Source organism: Terriglobales bacterium, assembly GCA_035454605.1.
Lineage (GTDB): Bacteria > Acidobacteriota > Terriglobia > Terriglobales > Acidobacteriaceae > DATMAB01.
In genome coordinates, this window is sequence record DATIGQ010000133.1 from 1 (window position 1) to 14,154 (window position 14,154).

Consider the following 14,154-nt stretch of genomic DNA (forward strand, 5'->3'; position numbering starts at 1 on the left):
GCCCACTCGGCGGTGATGAGCGGCTCGTTGTAAGTGCTGACCAGGACCTTGCCGCCCTGGCGAAGAGCGTCTTCGACCATCTGGTCTGGGGTCATGCCGAGCGGTGGCGACACTGCCGTGGGGTCGCGCAATGCCTGCGACGTCACCCAGTTCTGGCAGTAGGAGCAGTGCAGGTCGCAGCCCAGCATGCCGAAGCTGTACGCCAGTGCTCCGGGATAGGCGTGAAAAAAGGGCTTCTTCTCGATGGGGTCGCACTGCACGCCGCCCACATAGCCCCAGGGCACGTAGAGCGTTCCGCCGCGATTGAAGCGCACTTTGCAGACGCCCGGCTGGCCTTCCGGAATGGGGCACCGGTGCCCGCAGGCGAAGCAGCGCACACGGTTGCGGTCGAGCTTCTCGTACAGCTCGCCCTCACGCACCTGCTCGTAAAGAACGTCCTTCAGGGTGGGCATACTGCGACTTCCTTACTGATATTCTACTCCTCCGGTACACGCATGAATGGCGCCGCATTCGTCGAACAACTCAAAGCGGAGAGCGAAACCATCCTCAGCAAACTGGACGCCGAGCCTGCCGGTTCAGCCGGCGACCTCAGCGCGCTGCTGAAGATGGCGCTGAAGAACGAGGCGGAAGCCTTTGCCATCGCCGCCGAATGGGTGGGATCCACGCCCGAGCTTCCGGCCAAGCTGGCCCTGGCGCGACACGCCGGCGACGAGGCGCGGCACTACCAGCTTCTCGAAGACGCGGCCCGCGCGCTGGGCGTGAGCCTGGCCGGCTTTGATCCGCTCGAGCCCCCCAGCCCGGTGCTGGAGTACCTGCGCACGCTTGCCACCACGGAAGAACGCATCGCCGCCGCCCTGGTGGCGCGTGAGGCCATGGGCGGGCGCCGCAACGCCCAGTTCCTCAAGCTGCTGGAACACATGGGTCAGAAGGATCTGGCGGCGTTATACCGCGGCGTCATCAATCCGGACGAAGACCAGCATCACCGCGCCGGCTGCCAAGTGCTGGCGGAACTGGCGAAGACGCCTGAAGCCCAGGAGCGGGCGCGGCGAGCCGCGACGCGACTGCTCGAGATCGGCGACCGCATTCGCTCCATTGTCATGGAGAAGACCGGTGCGGCTTGTGTGCCCGGGTGTTAGTGCCGGTGGCGGTAGAATAAGACCTCATTCCGGAGGCCTGCTATGGTTGATCTCGCTGCCAAGACCTGTGTTCCATGCAAGGGTGGAGTGCCGCCCCTTCGGGGCGAGGAACTGAAGAGTCTCACTCGCGAGGTCCCGCGCTGGACGGTGATCAACGAGCATCACATCACGCGCCAGTTCGATTTCCCCGACTTCAAGAGCGCGCTCGCCTTCACCAACAAGGTGGGCGCTCTGGCGGAAGAGCAGGGCCACCACCCCGACATTTATCTCGCCTGGGGCAAAGCGGAAGTCACGCTCTGGACGCACAAGGTGAACGGCCTGACGGAGAGCGACTTCATCATGGCCGCGAAGATCGACCAGTTGAAGGCCTAGTAGCGTTCCGGTTGCTCACGGCGCTGTCGGCGTAAACCGGCCAGACCACCCATTCAGTCGCGCGGATAATCCATCGACGTGAAGTGCTCCGGCTGGATCCTGTAGAGCACGCGCACCTCGCCCGGCGCGCGGCCGGGATACCTGTCCACACCGAGGTACTTTTTGGCTTGCTTGTCGATGTGCTCGTCGGCGCCCTTCTCCGTGATTTCCACCACACGGCCCCGGACCTCGAGATAGCGATAGGGATTGGCGGGGTCGGCGACGCTCAGGGCCACGCGTGGATCGCGGCGCAGGTTGCGGTCCTTCTTGCGGCCGCGTGCCGAATTCACCAGAATGACGTCGCCTTCGATGTCCAGCCACACCGGTGTCACCTGCGGGCTGCCATCCGCGTTGAGCGTGGCCAGGTGGCCGAACGCGGGCTTCTCGAACAAGTCACGGAACTTCTCGGGTATCGCTTGGGGCATGAGGTCCTCCTCTATCTATGGAGATAGGATGATCGGCTTGTGTTCTCGGTCGCAGCCACCTAACCTAACACGGGCCGGAGGCGCCGCGAACGGCCTGATTCCAACCTTCTCGCCATGAGCCCCACGCTTGAATTGCGCATCGGGATGACGGTGTCGCTGACCGGCCGCCATTGGCGCCAGGCGCGACAGGCCCTCGACGGACTGCGCACCTGGGCGGCGTGGATCGACCAACAGGGCGGTTTCCGCATGGGCGACCTGGTCCGCCGCGTGCGGGTCATCTATTACGACGACGAAGACCGCGCCGACCTGGCGCGCGAGAACGTCGCCCGGTTGCTGGACAAGGACCGCGTGCACGCCCTGTTCGGACCCTACTCCAGCTTCCTCACCGAGGCCGTGGCTCCGGTGGCCGAGGAGCGTGGCCGCCTCCTGTGGAGTCACGGCAGCGGCTGTGACAATCTCTACCGCTATGGCCGGCGCAGCGTGGTCAGCATTTCCACTCCCGCCAGCCGCTACCTCACCGACCTGCCGGCGTGGCTGGAGAAAGAAGCGCCCGAGCTGCGGACCATTTGTGTCGTGTACGAAGCGCAGGGCAGCTACGCCTTCGAGATCGCGGACGGGTTGCTGGAAACCGCCATGGGCCGCGCCAGCCACCAAACCAGCATGATGCCGGCCGGCGCACTTTCCCAGCATATCGGCTCTTTGGTGCGCGAACTGGGCGCGCGCCGTCCCCAGGTGGTGGTGCTGGCGGCGGCGTTCGACGATGAAGTGCAGTTGTTGCGCACCCGCGCGGACTGGCCGGATTCGGTGAAGAAAGTCGTTGCCATTGCCGGCGGCTTCCGTGACCTGCGCGAGGAACTGGAACGCACCGTTGAAGGCATTGTGGGTCCCAGCCAGTGGGAGCCGGAAGTGCGCTTTCCGGAGGTCCTCGGTCCGGATCTGGACTGGTTCGTGGCCCACTTCGAGGAGCGCTTCCGTCGCCCGCCCGACTATCCGGCGGCGGCGGCGCTGGCCGCTGCCACCATCTTCGCCGAGTGCGTCGGGCGCACCGGTACGTTCCGCGACGCTGCGCTGCGCGAAGCCGCCGATGCGCTCGATGGCAATACCCTGTTCGGACGTTTCCGCATCGACGACCGCGGGCAGCAGATCGGCCATCGCGTCTTGCTGGTGGAGTGGCGGGGAGGCAGCAAGGCGGTGGTGTCAGGCGCTTCGCAGGCAGCGGTTTGCTAGAATGCCGCCGCTGCGGTCACCCGGCCGCCGGCATCCATCCCGAAGCCTCGAGGGGTCTCATGTCGCACCGCCGTAGAGGTTCCATCCGTTTCCACGTCGTGCTGGCCGTGGTGTTGGCAGCGGCCGTCAACGCCATCGCCGAATCCAAACCGGTCACGCCGGAGAGTTTCTATTCGCTCACCTGGGTGGGCGACCCGCAATGGTCCCCCGCCGGCGACCGCATCGCGTTCACCACCAGCCGGTCGAACGAGAAGCACGACGGCTACGACAGCAATCTGTGGATGGTGCGCGCCGACGGCAGCGGACTCCGCCAGCTCACCTACTTGCCGGGCACGGACAACTCGCCCCGCTGGAGCGACGACGGCAGCGAGATCCTTTTTCTGTCCACGCGCAATGGTTCGGCGCAGGCCTGCCTGCTGCCGGCGGAAGGCGGCGAGGCGCGCTGCGTCACCTCGTTCGAGGTGGACGTCAGCGACGCGCGCTGGATCCCGGGCGCTCACGCCATCAGCTTCATGGCGCGCGTGCCGTCAGACTGGAAAGCGGGAGTCCGCGACCCCAAGGAGATGGTCAAGCAGAAATACCCAGACCTGGAAAAGGGTGTCCGCGCCATTCGCATGGCCATCTACCGCGCCGGCAAGTCCTACTTCAACAATCTGCGGCCGCACTTGTTCACGCTCGACCTGGAAAGCGGCGAGCTGCGCCAGGTGACGGCGGGTGAGGTGGACGTAGCCGGGTACAGTTGGGCCTCGGACGGGAAGCATGTCGCCGTGACGCTCACTCATTTGGGCGACGAGGCCACCGACATCGGCTTGGCCCGCGTTCAAGTCCTGGCGCGCGACGGTTCCCTGGTCCGCGAACTCACCGCCAAGCCTGGCTACTACGGTGCGCCGGTGTGGCGTCCCGCGAACACGCAAGTCCTGGTGGAAGAGAACAATCCGGAAGGCTACAACGACAAAGTCTTCCTGGTGGACACGGAGCGCGCGGCCTGGAACCGGATGGAGCACGGCTTTGATGGCAACTTCTCCACCTGGCGATGGAGCCGTGATGGAAAAAAACTTTTCGCGCTGGCCGAGGAGAAAGGCGACATCCACGTATGGACGTTCGACCCCGCGACCTGGCGCGCGCGGCGTCTCACTTCCGGGCGACGACAGCTCGGCATCCACTCGCAGATGTTCGCCACGCCGGGGCTGAGCTTCTCACCGGATGCATCACGCTTCGCGGCTTCGGAGACGGTTTCGGACCGGCCGGAAGAGCTGGTGGTGGGCGCCGTCGCCGATGGCGGCACGCGTCCGCTCACCGACTTGAACAAAGACTGGCGCGTCGCGCACAAGTTGGTGCCGTCGGAAAAATTCACCTTCAACGCGCGCGATGGCCATCCCATCGACGCCTGGATCATCCCACCCGCCGGGCTCAAGTCCGGCGAGAAGCGCCCGCTGGTGCTCGAGATCCATGGCGGCCCACGCACCCAGTACGGTGAGCATTTCATGCAGGAGTTCCAGATGCTCGCCGGCATGAACTACGGCGTGCTGTACGTGAACCCGCGTGGTTCGACCGGCTACGGGGAAGCCTCCACGCGCGCCACCATCAACAACTGGGGTGGCACACCCTACGAGGACCTGATGGACGCCGTGGACGCCGCCATCGCGCGCTACGCCTGGGTGGATAAAGACCGGCTGGGCGTCGCGGGCGGCAGCTACGGCGGCTACATGACCGCCTGGGTCATCGGCCAAACCACGCGCTTCAAGGCTGCGATTCCCATGCGCGGTGTCTACAACTTCTACAGCTTCCCATTGACCACCGACATCCCGCACTTCACCGAGGTTGAGTTTGGCGGCCTGCTGTGGAGCGATCCGGGGAAGCATTGGAAGCTCTCTCCTATCGCGTATGCCGATGTCGTGAAGACGCCCACGCTCATCATCCACAGCGAGAACGATTTCCGCGCTCCCATGCCGGATGCGGAGCAGTATTACGCCGCGTTGCGGTTGCATGGTGTGCCGGCGGAGTTCGTCCGCTATGCCGAGGAAGGGCACGAACTCTCGCGCTCCGGACGTCCCGACCGTCGCGTGGACCGGCTGGAGCGCATTGCGGCCTGGTTCAAGCGCTGGCTGGAGCCATCACCCCAATAGTCGGCAACAAGCGGACGCAACCTACTTGGTCGCTATCACCACGTGCTGGAAAGTCGGCGGCAACGGGTGTAGCTGGCTGGACGCGAAGCCGGCGTGTTGCAGCATCTCTCGGTACTCCGCGAAGGTATAGGCGTCGCCGGCCGGCGTGCTGGCCAGCATGATGAGGGCGAACATGGCCGGCAGGGGCGGCGAAACGCGATCCTCGTTCGGTACCAACTCCAGGATCACCGCGCGTCCACCCGGCTTCAGTGCCGCGTGCACTTTCCGCAATACTCCTTCGTTGGTGGACACGTCGAAGTGGTGCAAAAAGTTGGTGAGCAGCACCAGGTCATAACCTTCCCCGAAGTCCACGTCCATGGCGCTGCCGGGCCGGGTCTGATAGCGTTGCTCCACGCCGGCAGCGCGGGCATTCTCTTTCGCGACCTCCAGGACGTTGGGCCAGTCGACGGCCACGATCTCGGCGTTGGGATTCAGTCGCGCCAGGGTCACGCCGAAGATCCCGTGCCCGGCGGCGATATCCAGCACCTTCCACCGGTCTCCGCGTTCGGCGCTCAGCAGGCGTGCGATCAACTCCCCCGGCAACACCATCATCGGCTGCATCGAGCGCGCAAAGTCCACCCACAGTCCGTGCTCGGGCGCCACCAGGCCGTCCGCTTCGGCGGCCGTGCCGCCTTTTCGCACCGCGGCGGCCAGGTTGACATAGTGCGACATGACCCCTGGAGAGGCCAGGAATCCAACCGCCGAGGCCACGCAGGCGGGCGACCGCCGGTCGAGGAACATGGCGCTGTCCGGTGTGAGGCCATAGTGATTGTCCTTCTTGGTCAGGAACCCGACGGCGGTCAGGTAGTCCGCCAGAATGCGTAGCCCCCGTTCGGAAGCGCCCGTCTGCTTCGCCAGCGCGGAAGCACTGTCCGTTCCGGCTCCGATGGCGGTGAACACATCCAGTTCGAGCGCCGCGCGCAGCGCTTCGGTGCGCTGGTATGCATTCAGGGTGTCGAAAACCAGCGCCGGGGACGGCGGGGTGCTCATGATTCCTCCCAGGGACAGAAACCTAAGCTACTTGGGATTGCTATAATCCGCAAACGTCGCTGCCGGGGGACGGAGAGCAACCATGAGCAATCCCAAGACCAGCGGTTCTGTTCCACCTCCGGAAGTGCGTGACGGTTGGGTGCGCGCGTCGGACCTGGACGCATTCCTGGGGCGCAATCTGCCCATTCCCACGCGCGTCATCTCCAACGAGGAGTACTTCCCCCTCCCACAAACGCCCGAGCAGCGGGCCGTCGAGCATCGCCTTCTGGAGGCCGCGGACCAGGCCGCGCTGCGGCAGGGCGTGACACGCCGCCGCTTCCTGCGGACCTCCTGCGGAATGGCGGCAGCGTTCGCGGCGCTCAACAGCGTGTTCGGCCCCTTCTTCACCGTCGATGCCGCGGAGCTGTTCGAGCCCGCAGCCGCAGCCGAGAAGAAAGCTGACTACTTCATCTTCGACGTGCAGACGCACCACGTCGCCACCGAGCACGAAGCTCCCACCGCCAGCAAGGAATTCCTCCAGTACCTCTTCGACCTGCGACGCGGTTTTGCTGCGAAAGTGAATCCCGAGCTGGCCAAGCGCGAACCGGCCATGTCCGACCTGCACCTGGAGAACTACATCAAGGAAGTTTTTCTCGACAGTGAAACCGACGTCGCCGTGCTCAGCGGCCTGCCCAGCGAGACTGAGGCCGGCGACGTGCTGCCTCCGGCGCTGATGGCCCGCACCCGGGCTGCGGTCAACGAGCTGGCCAAGTCGCGGCGGTTGGTCATTCACGGCAAGATCTCGCCTGATCTGGGCGCGCGCAACCGCGAAATCATGCAGCAGCAGGCGGAATCACTGAAGATCGAAGCCTGGAAGGGCTACACCGGGCAGTCCATGGTGAAGGGTGAAGCCGGGTGGTGGCTGGACGACGAAAAGCGCACCTATCCGGTGCTCGAGTACTCGCGCAAGCTGGGCATTCGCAACATTTGCCTGCACAAGGGCCTGCCCCTGTTTCCCGGCAACGACGAATACTGGAGCCCCAAGGACGTGGTGAAGACGGCCAAAGACTTTCCCGACCTGAACTTTCTCCTCTATCACTCCGGGTTCAAGGGCCTGCAGGACGCCTTGCCGGCGGCGCAGGATGGCTTCCAGAAAACGGCGTATATCCCCTGGGTCTCCGACCTGTGCGAGTGGCGCCGCAAGAACGCGCACATGACCAACGTGTACATGGAACTGGGCAGCACCTTTGGCATGATGGCCGCCACCAGCCCCATGTTGTGCTGCCACGTCCTGGGCATGATCTTGCAGGCTTTCGGTGAAGACCACGTGCTCTGGGGCACGGATTCGGTCTGGTGGGGCTCCCCGCAGTGGCAGATTGAAGCTTTGCGGCGCCTCCAGATGCCGGAAGACTTGATGAAGCGCTTCGGCTACAAGCCGCTCACCGTCGACGTCAAACGCAAGATCTTCGGCTTGAACGGCGCTCGCCTCTACGGCATCGATCCCAAGGCGAAGCGCAACCCCATTCCCGGCGACTACGTGGACCGGTTGCGCAAGCAGTACCACGAGTCCGGGCTGGCTGCGCCCAGCAACACTCAATACGGCTGGATACGCGTGGCATGAGTAAACGCCGTCTCGCATTCAGCCTGGTCCTGTTGCTGGTGGCAGGTGGTGCCGCGCAGCAAGCGCAAGCGCCCACCATCCCCGGTACCTGGAGCGCGCTCAAACCGCTCTATCAACCGGTCTCCAACAACGCCGTCGCCTCCCTGCGTGACGGCAAGCGCACCTTCCTGTTCTCCTTCCTGGGGATCGGCCCGAAGAAGACCTGGGACGCCGTCACCGCCGAAGCCTGGTCCTTCGACACGCTCTCCCGCGAATGGGCGCGCCTTCCGGCAGTGCCCGGACAGGCGGGCCGTCTGGCCGCGGCCGCCGCGGGAGTGAAGGGGCGCGTCTTCCTTTTCGGCGGATACACCGTGGACGCCCAAGGCAACGAGGTTTCGCTCTCCAACCTGGACATCTTTGATCTCAAGGCCCGGGGCTGGCGGCGCGGCGCCGATATTCCGGTGGCTGTGGACGACATGGCCCTTGGCGTCTACCGGAATCGCTACGTCTATCTCATCAGCGGATGGTCGCAGCAGGACAACGTGGGCAACGTCCAGGTCTACGACACCGAGAAGGATCGATGGCTTCAGGCCACGCCCATCCCGGGCACTCCCGTCTTCGGACACGCCGGCGCCCTTGCCGAAGACACCATCGTGTACCTGGGAGGAGCCTTCAAGAATCCCGGCGGCTCGAACCCCCGCTATATTCCTTCTCATGAAGCGTGGATGGGGAAGATCGACCGCGGCGACCTGACGCGAATCACCTGGACCAAGATTCCGCCACCGCCCAGCCGGGCGCGCTATCGCATCGCCGCTGGAGCCTACGGCCGCCGCATCGTGTTCTCGGGCGGCACCGACAATCCTTATAACTACGACGGCCGCGGCTATGACGGTCGGCCCTCCGAGCCCGTGGCCACCACGTTTGCCTGGAATGTGGAGTCTGGCGGTTGGGAGCTGCTGCCCGACAATCCGGTTCCCACCATGGACCACCGAGGCCTCGCCTCGACCCCTGAAGGGTTGGCCCTCATCGGAGGCATGGAAGCGGGACAACGCGTCTCTAACCGCTTGAACCTTCTGCAGATTACCTCGCGGTGACTTGCGATTACTTTGCGGTTACTCTCGTGACGTTTACAGTCCGCCGGAACCACCCTAATGTGGTAGGCGATTGGCAGTTCTGGGGGAGGGCTGCCGTCGGGCGTCCGCGAGCTAATCGCTCTCGGGCGCCTCTTAATTTTTGCGCCTTACGTTGTCGTCGACATCCCGCTTCCCGCAGTTTCTGTTACTCCTGAAACCTCTGCGCATCTAATCCAAGTGAGTGGTACCATGAAAATACGGTACGTTCGGGCTGCGACTAACCTTGGCGGTCCTGCAGTAATTACTTCGGAGGCGAAATGGCTGGTAACGGGATTGTGGAATTAACGGACGCAACATTTGACCAGGACGTGCTCAAGAGCGAGCAGCCGGTTCTGGTGGACTTCTGGGCCGCGTGGTGCGGCCCCTGCCGGGCGATCGCGCCCATTGTGGACGAGGTGGCCGCGAGCTACCAGGGCCGCGTCAAGGTCGGAAAGATGGATGTGGACCGCAGCCCGGCTACGCCGCAGCGCTACGGAGTCCGCGGCATCCCTACGTTGCTGGTGTTCAAGGGCGGCCAGGTGAAGGAGCAGATCGTAGGCTTCGTGGACCGCGCTACCATCGAGAAGGCCCTCGACAAGCATCTTTCCTGAACGGCGCAACGGCACCCGAGCCCGGCTTCGGCCGGGCTTTCTGCTGCCTCTAAATCCCTCTTGTAGTTTTGGCCGCTTCCGGGGAGAATCGCGTCCGCCATGCGCAAGCTCTGCTGGCTGACGCTGTTAATCACATGCCTCCTGCCCTTCAGCCTTTTCGCGCAGGACTTGCCGGAGATCCCGCCAGACACCGCGGCCGAGGAATTGGCGGCCTCGGCCCCGGAGCGCATCCTCTCGTACCACAGTGACATCACCGTCTATCCCGACGCTTCCATGCTGGTGCGTGAGACCATCAAGGTGCGCTCCACCGGCGAGCAGATCCGGCGGGGCATTTACCGCGACTTTCCCACCCGCTACCAGGACAAGTTCGGCAACTCCTACCGCGTGGGCTTTGACATCCAGGAAGTGCTGCGCGACGGCCGTCCCGACGACTACCACACCGAGGGCCTGGAGAACGGGGTCCGCGTCTACGTCGGTAACAAGGATGTCTTCCTCGACCCCGGCGAATACACCTACACCCTGGCCTATCGGACGCACCGCCAACTCGGCTTCTTTCCCGACCACGACGAACTCTACTGGAACGTCACCGGCAACGGCTGGGCTTTCGCGATCGATCGAGCCTCGGCTACCGTCGCGCTGCCTCCCGGCATCGGGCGCGACGACCTGAAGCTCGAAGGCTACACCGGCTACCAGGGTTCCACCGAGAAGAACTACTCCGCCGAGGTCGCCGAGGACGGCGCGGCGCACTTCGCCACCACCCACATGCTGGGCCCGAACCAGGGCCTCACCATCGTCGTGTCCTTTCCCAAGGGCATCATCCCCGAGCCTACCCGCAACCAGAAGATCGCCTGGTTCCTGGCGGACAACCGCCCGGCGCTGGCCGCCGCTCTGGGCCTGCTGCTGGTGCTGGGTTACTACGTGGTGATCTGGACCCGGGTCGGGCGCGACCCCGACCCCGGCGCCATCATGCCCCTCTACGAACCGCCCCAGAATCTCTCCCCCGCCGCCATGCGGCACCTGGTGCGCATGGGATTCGACGACAAGACCTTCGCCGCCGCCGTGCTCAACATGGCCGTGAAAAAATACCTGACCATCCGCGAGGAGGGAGGCGACTACACCCTCGAACGGGCAACCGCCCAGGCGGGCCTCACCGCCGATGAGAAGGCCGCCGCCTCGCGACTGCTGGACTCGCGCAAGTCCATCGAGCTCAAGACCACCAACCACGCCACTATCCGCAGCGCCATCGACGGCTTGAAAGAGTCGCTCAAGAACAGCCAGGAGACCGTGTATTTCCTTACCAACAAACGCTACCTGATTCCAGGGTTGGTGCTTTCCGCGCTTACCCTGCTGGCGCAGGTGGTGGCCGCCCAGGGCGTCGAGCGTAAGGCGCTGGCCGGCTTCATGACCATCTGGCTCACCGGGTGGTCGTTCGGCGTTTTTTTCCTGTTGATGGCCGTGTTCCGGGCGTGGAAAGGCGTGATGTTCGGCGGCGTCGTCAACCGCGTGGTGAGTCTGGTGGGAGCGCTGTTCATCACCGCGTTTGCTCTGCCCTTCCTCGCCGGCGAGGGATTCGGCATCTACATGTACTCCCAGGCCACCTCGCCCGTTTCGGTGGCGGTACTCCTGACCATTGTGGGCGTCAATGTCCTGTTCCACTACCTGCTGAAAGCACCCACCAGCGCCGGCCGCATGCTGCTCGACAAGGTGGAAGGCTTCAAGATGTTCCTCACCGCGGTGGATAGCGACCGCCTGCGGCGCTTCGAAGGGCCGGCCCGCACTCCGGAGTTGTTCGAGAAGTACCTGCCGTACGCCCTCGCACTCGACTGCGAGCAGCAGTGGGCCGACCAGTTCACCGACGTTCTGGCCAAAGCCGCCGAGGCCGGTCAGACCTCTTCCTACGCTCCTTCCTGGTACCGGGGCTCGAACTGGAACGCCTTCAACCCGGGCGGATTCGCATCCTCGTTCGGAAGCTCGTTTTCCAGTGCCGTGTCATCTTCTTCTACGGCGCCGGGCAGCAGTTCCGGTTCGAGCGGAGGAGGTTCGTCCGGGGGCGGGGGAGGGGGCGGCGGTGGAGGCGGCTGGTAGTGTTAGGTTTTTCTGGGTACCGGCAACTGGGTACTGGCAACTGATTCTCAGTACTTCCGCAGCACGCCGATCACCCGCCCCTGGATCTGCACCGACCCTGCCGGCACGGTGATGGGCTGCATGGCCGCGTTCGAGGGTTGCAGGCGGACGTAGTCACCTTCGCGGTAGATCCGCTTCAGCGTGGTTTCGGCGCCGTCCACCAGCGCCACCACCAGCTCACCGTTCACCGCTACCTGGGTCTTTTCCACCAGGATGTAATCGCCCTCGACGATATGCTCGTCCTGCATGGAGTCGCCGCTTACTTCGAGCACGTAGACGTCCTTGGAGCGGGTGAAATCGGAGAAGTTGATGGTCTCCGGGTTCTCCATGCTTTCGATGGGCCGCCCGGCTGCAATCCGGCCCATCAGCGGCAAGCCCAGGGGGGCAGCCAGGGCCTGCTTCATCTTTCCCCGCGGCGGCAACAGGTCGATGGAGCGGCTGCGGTTGTAGCCTCGCTTGAGCAGCCCTTTCTTCTCCAGGTTGGTCACGTGCTTGTGCACCGTGGCCAGCGAGTTCAGCCCCATGCCCTCGCGGATCTCTTCAAAGGAGGGCGAATAACCCTGCCGCTCGACGAAGCCGGCAATAAAGTCGTAGAGTTGCCGTTGCCTCCGGGTGAGTGCCATGGCGCAAGTCTAGGGGAATAAAAGGCGAATGTCAAGACTCGGAGCGCGGCTAAATAATGATTCGCCACGTCTTCGGGTAAAAAGTGTTCGGAACCGCTGCATAGCGGCCTGCACCCAAGCGGAACGAGGAAAACCGGCATGTCCCAAAACCTGCTGCTGAGTTCGGTCCTGATTCTCCTGGCTACTGCTTCTGCCTTCGGCGACGAGCCCGCCCGGAAGGCGGAATTGCAGTTTCTCTACCGCATCCAGCCTACTCGCGCCGCCATGCTTACCGCAGGCCCCACGCCGGAGGAACAGGCTATCGTCACCGAGCACTTCCACTACCTGAAGGACCTGACCGCCAAAGGCGTGGTAATCCTGGCCGGCCGCACGCTGAATACCGACGAGTCCTCGTTCGGCATCGTGATCTTCCGGGCGGAGAGCGAGGAGGCGGCGCGCCGGATCATGAACGGCGACCCCGCCGTGGCCAAGGGCGTCATGAAAGCCGCCCTCTTTCCCTACCACGTGGCGCTGATGGAAGGGAAGCCCATCCCGTAAAGCGACGAAAGGCCTACCGCGCCGCCACGCCCATCTCGCTCAGGATCTGCTCCACCGCGGCGATGGCCGTGTCCAGTTCCTCATCCTTGTTATAGAAGTGGGGCGACATGCGCACTCCTGCCTTGGGACGCCAGTCCACCAGGATGTCGCGTTTCAGCAGTTGCGCGCACACCTCTTTGGAATTCGGCATGTCGATGGAAACCGTGCCCCCGCGCCGCGCCGGGTCGCGCGGCGTGTTCACCTTCCAGCCGCGTTCTTCGGCCAGGCGGATGAGCCGCGCGGTCTGCCGCATGGACTTCTCCCGGATGCGCTCCACGCCCACTTCACGGATGATCTTCAGCCCCGGCCGGCAGGCGTAGAGTGCGGGCAGGTGGGTGGTGCCGTTCATGAAGCGCATGGGCGGGTCGGTGTAGCGGATGGGCCCGATCTCGAAGGCGAACGAGTCCTGGTGCGCGAACCAGCCGGTGATGGCCGGCTCCAGCTTCCGGCCCAGTTCCGGACGCACGTAGAGATAGCCCACGCCGGCGCCGCCGCACAGCCACTTCAGCACGCCGCCGGTGCAGAAATCGACGTCCAGCTTCTGCACGTCCACCGGCACCGTGCCCAGCGACTGGAAGGTGTCCAGCAGCACCAGCGCCCCGACCTTGTGGGCTTTCTCCACGATGGCGGGCACGTCCTTGATGAACGAGCTGCGGAAGATGACGTGCGAGATGGGCACCAGCAGCGTGGTTTCGTCGATGGCATCCAGCAGGCGCTCGGTGGGGACGGTGATACCGTCCTCCGTCTTGATCATGTCTACGCGCGCGCCACGCCGCTCTTGCGCGTACCAGAAATAGACGACCGAGGGGAAATTCATGTCGCTGAAGACGACCTTGTTGCGTTTTCCGGTGAAGTCGAAGCAGGAGGCTACGGTCGCCTGGCACAGGGTCACGTTCTGGTGGGTCGAGACCGAGCCTTTGGGCGCGTTCATCAACGCGCCGATCTCGTCGCCGACCTCGGTCTCCAGTCCCCACCATCCTTCTTCCCAGGCGCGCACGCCGCGCGTGGCCCAGGCATCGGCGTAAGAGCGCAGCGCGTCATAGACGCCGCGGGGCATGGCCCCGAGCGAGTTGCTGATCATGTAGGTGCTGGTTTCCAGAATGGGAAACTCGCTGCGCCAGCGCAGCAGGTCATCGTGAGCGGAGTGACTGGGCATGACGGAGATTGTACCTTCT

General features: G+C 64.3%; 14 protein-coding genes. 9 read left to right on the plus strand and 5 right to left on the minus strand.

Features of this window, described 5'->3' with window-relative positions:
• On the minus strand, nucleotides 1–452 hold a 452-nt coding region (locus VLE48_09570; protein HSA93246.1), incomplete at its 3' end, for a hypothetical protein.
• A 42-nt stretch (nucleotides 453–494) separates the two neighbouring features.
• Between VLE48_09570 and VLE48_09575 the strand changes: the two genes are divergently transcribed.
• Nucleotides 495–1,136: a ferritin-like domain-containing protein gene (locus tag VLE48_09575; protein HSA93247.1), complete on the plus strand. Its 642-nt coding sequence runs from the start codon at nucleotides 495–497 to the stop codon at nucleotides 1,134–1,136.
• Nucleotides 1,137–1,223: 87 nt separating this feature from the next.
• On the plus strand, nucleotides 1,224–1,508 hold the full coding sequence (locus VLE48_09580; protein ID HSA93248.1) for a 4a-hydroxytetrahydrobiopterin dehydratase: 285 nt from the start codon (nucleotides 1,224–1,226) through the stop codon (nucleotides 1,506–1,508).
• Between the two features lie 53 nt (nucleotides 1,509–1,561).
• Here the strand turns inward: VLE48_09580 and VLE48_09585 are convergent, their stop codons facing one another.
• A complete protein-coding gene (locus VLE48_09585; protein HSA93249.1) occupies nucleotides 1,562–1,972 on the minus strand; it encodes a PPOX class F420-dependent oxidoreductase in 411 nt (136 codons plus the stop codon).
• Between the two features lie 114 nt (nucleotides 1,973–2,086).
• Between VLE48_09585 and VLE48_09590 the strand changes: the two genes are divergently transcribed.
• Complete coding sequence (locus VLE48_09590; protein ID HSA93250.1) at nucleotides 2,087–3,199, plus strand: ABC transporter substrate-binding protein; 1,113 nt, start codon at nucleotides 2,087–2,089, stop codon at nucleotides 3,197–3,199.
• Nucleotides 3,200–3,258: 59 nt separating this feature from the next.
• On the plus strand, nucleotides 3,259–5,325 hold the full coding sequence (locus VLE48_09595; GenBank protein ID HSA93251.1) for a S9 family peptidase: 2,067 nt from the start codon (nucleotides 3,259–3,261) through the stop codon (nucleotides 5,323–5,325).
• A gap of 21 nt (nucleotides 5,326–5,346) precedes the next feature.
• Here VLE48_09595 and VLE48_09600 read toward each other — a convergent pair whose 3' ends face one another.
• Nucleotides 5,347–6,354 carry a class I SAM-dependent methyltransferase gene (locus VLE48_09600; protein ID HSA93252.1) on the minus strand — a complete coding sequence of 336 codons (1,008 nt, stop codon included), beginning with the start codon at nucleotides 6,352–6,354 and terminating at the stop codon, nucleotides 5,347–5,349.
• A gap of 82 nt (nucleotides 6,355–6,436) precedes the next feature.
• Here VLE48_09600 and VLE48_09605 point away from each other — a divergent pair, with 82 nt between their 5' ends.
• The 4 genes from VLE48_09605 (at nucleotide 6,437) to VLE48_09620 (ending at nucleotide 11,741) form a co-directional block, all read left to right on the plus strand.
• Nucleotides 6,437–7,954: an amidohydrolase family protein gene (locus VLE48_09605; GenBank protein HSA93253.1), complete on the plus strand. Its 1,518-nt coding sequence runs from the start codon at nucleotides 6,437–6,439 to the stop codon at nucleotides 7,952–7,954.
• On the plus strand, nucleotides 7,951–9,027 hold the full coding sequence (locus VLE48_09610; GenBank protein HSA93254.1) for a kelch repeat-containing protein: 1,077 nt from the start codon (nucleotides 7,951–7,953) through the stop codon (nucleotides 9,025–9,027). The genes VLE48_09605 and VLE48_09610 overlap by 4 nt, the downstream gene beginning before the upstream one ends.
• Before the next feature lie 296 nt (nucleotides 9,028–9,323).
• The gene (gene trxA, locus VLE48_09615; GenBank protein HSA93255.1) at nucleotides 9,324–9,656 is read left to right on the plus strand and encodes a thioredoxin; all 333 of its coding nucleotides are present in this window, start codon (nucleotides 9,324–9,326) and stop codon (nucleotides 9,654–9,656) included.
• Nucleotides 9,657–9,755: 99 nt separating this feature from the next.
• Nucleotides 9,756–11,741 carry a DUF2207 domain-containing protein gene (locus VLE48_09620; GenBank protein HSA93256.1) on the plus strand — a complete coding sequence of 662 codons (1,986 nt, stop codon included), beginning with the start codon at nucleotides 9,756–9,758 and terminating at the stop codon, nucleotides 11,739–11,741.
• A 47-nt stretch (nucleotides 11,742–11,788) separates the two neighbouring features.
• Here VLE48_09620 and lexA read toward each other — a convergent pair whose 3' ends face one another.
• Nucleotides 11,789–12,403 carry a transcriptional repressor LexA gene (lexA, locus tag VLE48_09625; protein HSA93257.1) on the minus strand — a complete coding sequence of 205 codons (615 nt, stop codon included), beginning with the start codon at nucleotides 12,401–12,403 and terminating at the stop codon, nucleotides 11,789–11,791.
• 138 nt (nucleotides 12,404–12,541) lie between these two features.
• Between lexA and VLE48_09630 the strand changes: the two genes are divergently transcribed.
• Entirely contained in the window at nucleotides 12,542–12,940 is a 399-nt protein-coding gene (locus VLE48_09630; protein HSA93258.1) for a YciI family protein, read from the plus strand.
• Between the two features lie 13 nt (nucleotides 12,941–12,953).
• On the opposite strand, the gene VLE48_09635 is transcribed toward VLE48_09630, so the two are convergent.
• The gene (locus tag VLE48_09635) at nucleotides 12,954–14,135 is read right to left on the minus strand and encodes an aminotransferase class V-fold PLP-dependent enzyme (GenBank protein ID HSA93259.1); all 1,182 of its coding nucleotides are present in this window, start codon (nucleotides 14,133–14,135) and stop codon (nucleotides 12,954–12,956) included.
• Between the last annotated feature and the right edge of the window lie 19 nt (nucleotides 14,136–14,154).

Excerpts from the sequence above, each read along its gene's own strand:
- VLE48_09600 (HSA93252.1), bottom strand. The coding sequence starts at position 6,354 with ATGAGCACCCCGCCGTCCCCGGCGCTGGTTTTCGACACCCTGAATGCA.
- VLE48_09585 (HSA93249.1), bottom strand. The coding sequence starts at position 1,972 with ATGCCCCAAGCGATACCCGAGAAGTTCCGTGACTTGTTCGAGAAGCCC.
- VLE48_09590 (HSA93250.1), top strand. The coding sequence starts at position 2,087 with ATGAGCCCCACGCTTGAATTGCGCATCGGGATGACGGTGTCGCTGACC.
- VLE48_09630 (HSA93258.1), top strand. The coding sequence starts at position 12,542 with ATGTCCCAAAACCTGCTGCTGAGTTCGGTCCTGATTCTCCTGGCTACT.
- VLE48_09605 (HSA93253.1), top strand. The coding sequence starts at position 6,437 with ATGAGCAATCCCAAGACCAGCGGTTCTGTTCCACCTCCGGAAGTGCGT.
- lexA (HSA93257.1), bottom strand. The coding sequence starts at position 12,403 with ATGGCACTCACCCGGAGGCAACGGCAACTCTACGACTTTATTGCCGGC.
- trxA (HSA93255.1), top strand. The coding sequence starts at position 9,324 with ATGGCTGGTAACGGGATTGTGGAATTAACGGACGCAACATTTGACCAG.
- VLE48_09610 (HSA93254.1), top strand. The coding sequence starts at position 7,951 with ATGAGTAAACGCCGTCTCGCATTCAGCCTGGTCCTGTTGCTGGTGGCA.
- VLE48_09595 (HSA93251.1), top strand. The coding sequence starts at position 3,259 with ATGTCGCACCGCCGTAGAGGTTCCATCCGTTTCCACGTCGTGCTGGCC.
- VLE48_09620 (HSA93256.1), top strand. The coding sequence starts at position 9,756 with ATGCGCAAGCTCTGCTGGCTGACGCTGTTAATCACATGCCTCCTGCCC.
- VLE48_09635 (HSA93259.1), bottom strand. The coding sequence starts at position 14,135 with ATGCCCAGTCACTCCGCTCACGATGACCTGCTGCGCTGGCGCAGCGAG.
- VLE48_09575 (HSA93247.1), top strand. The coding sequence starts at position 495 with ATGAATGGCGCCGCATTCGTCGAACAACTCAAAGCGGAGAGCGAAACC.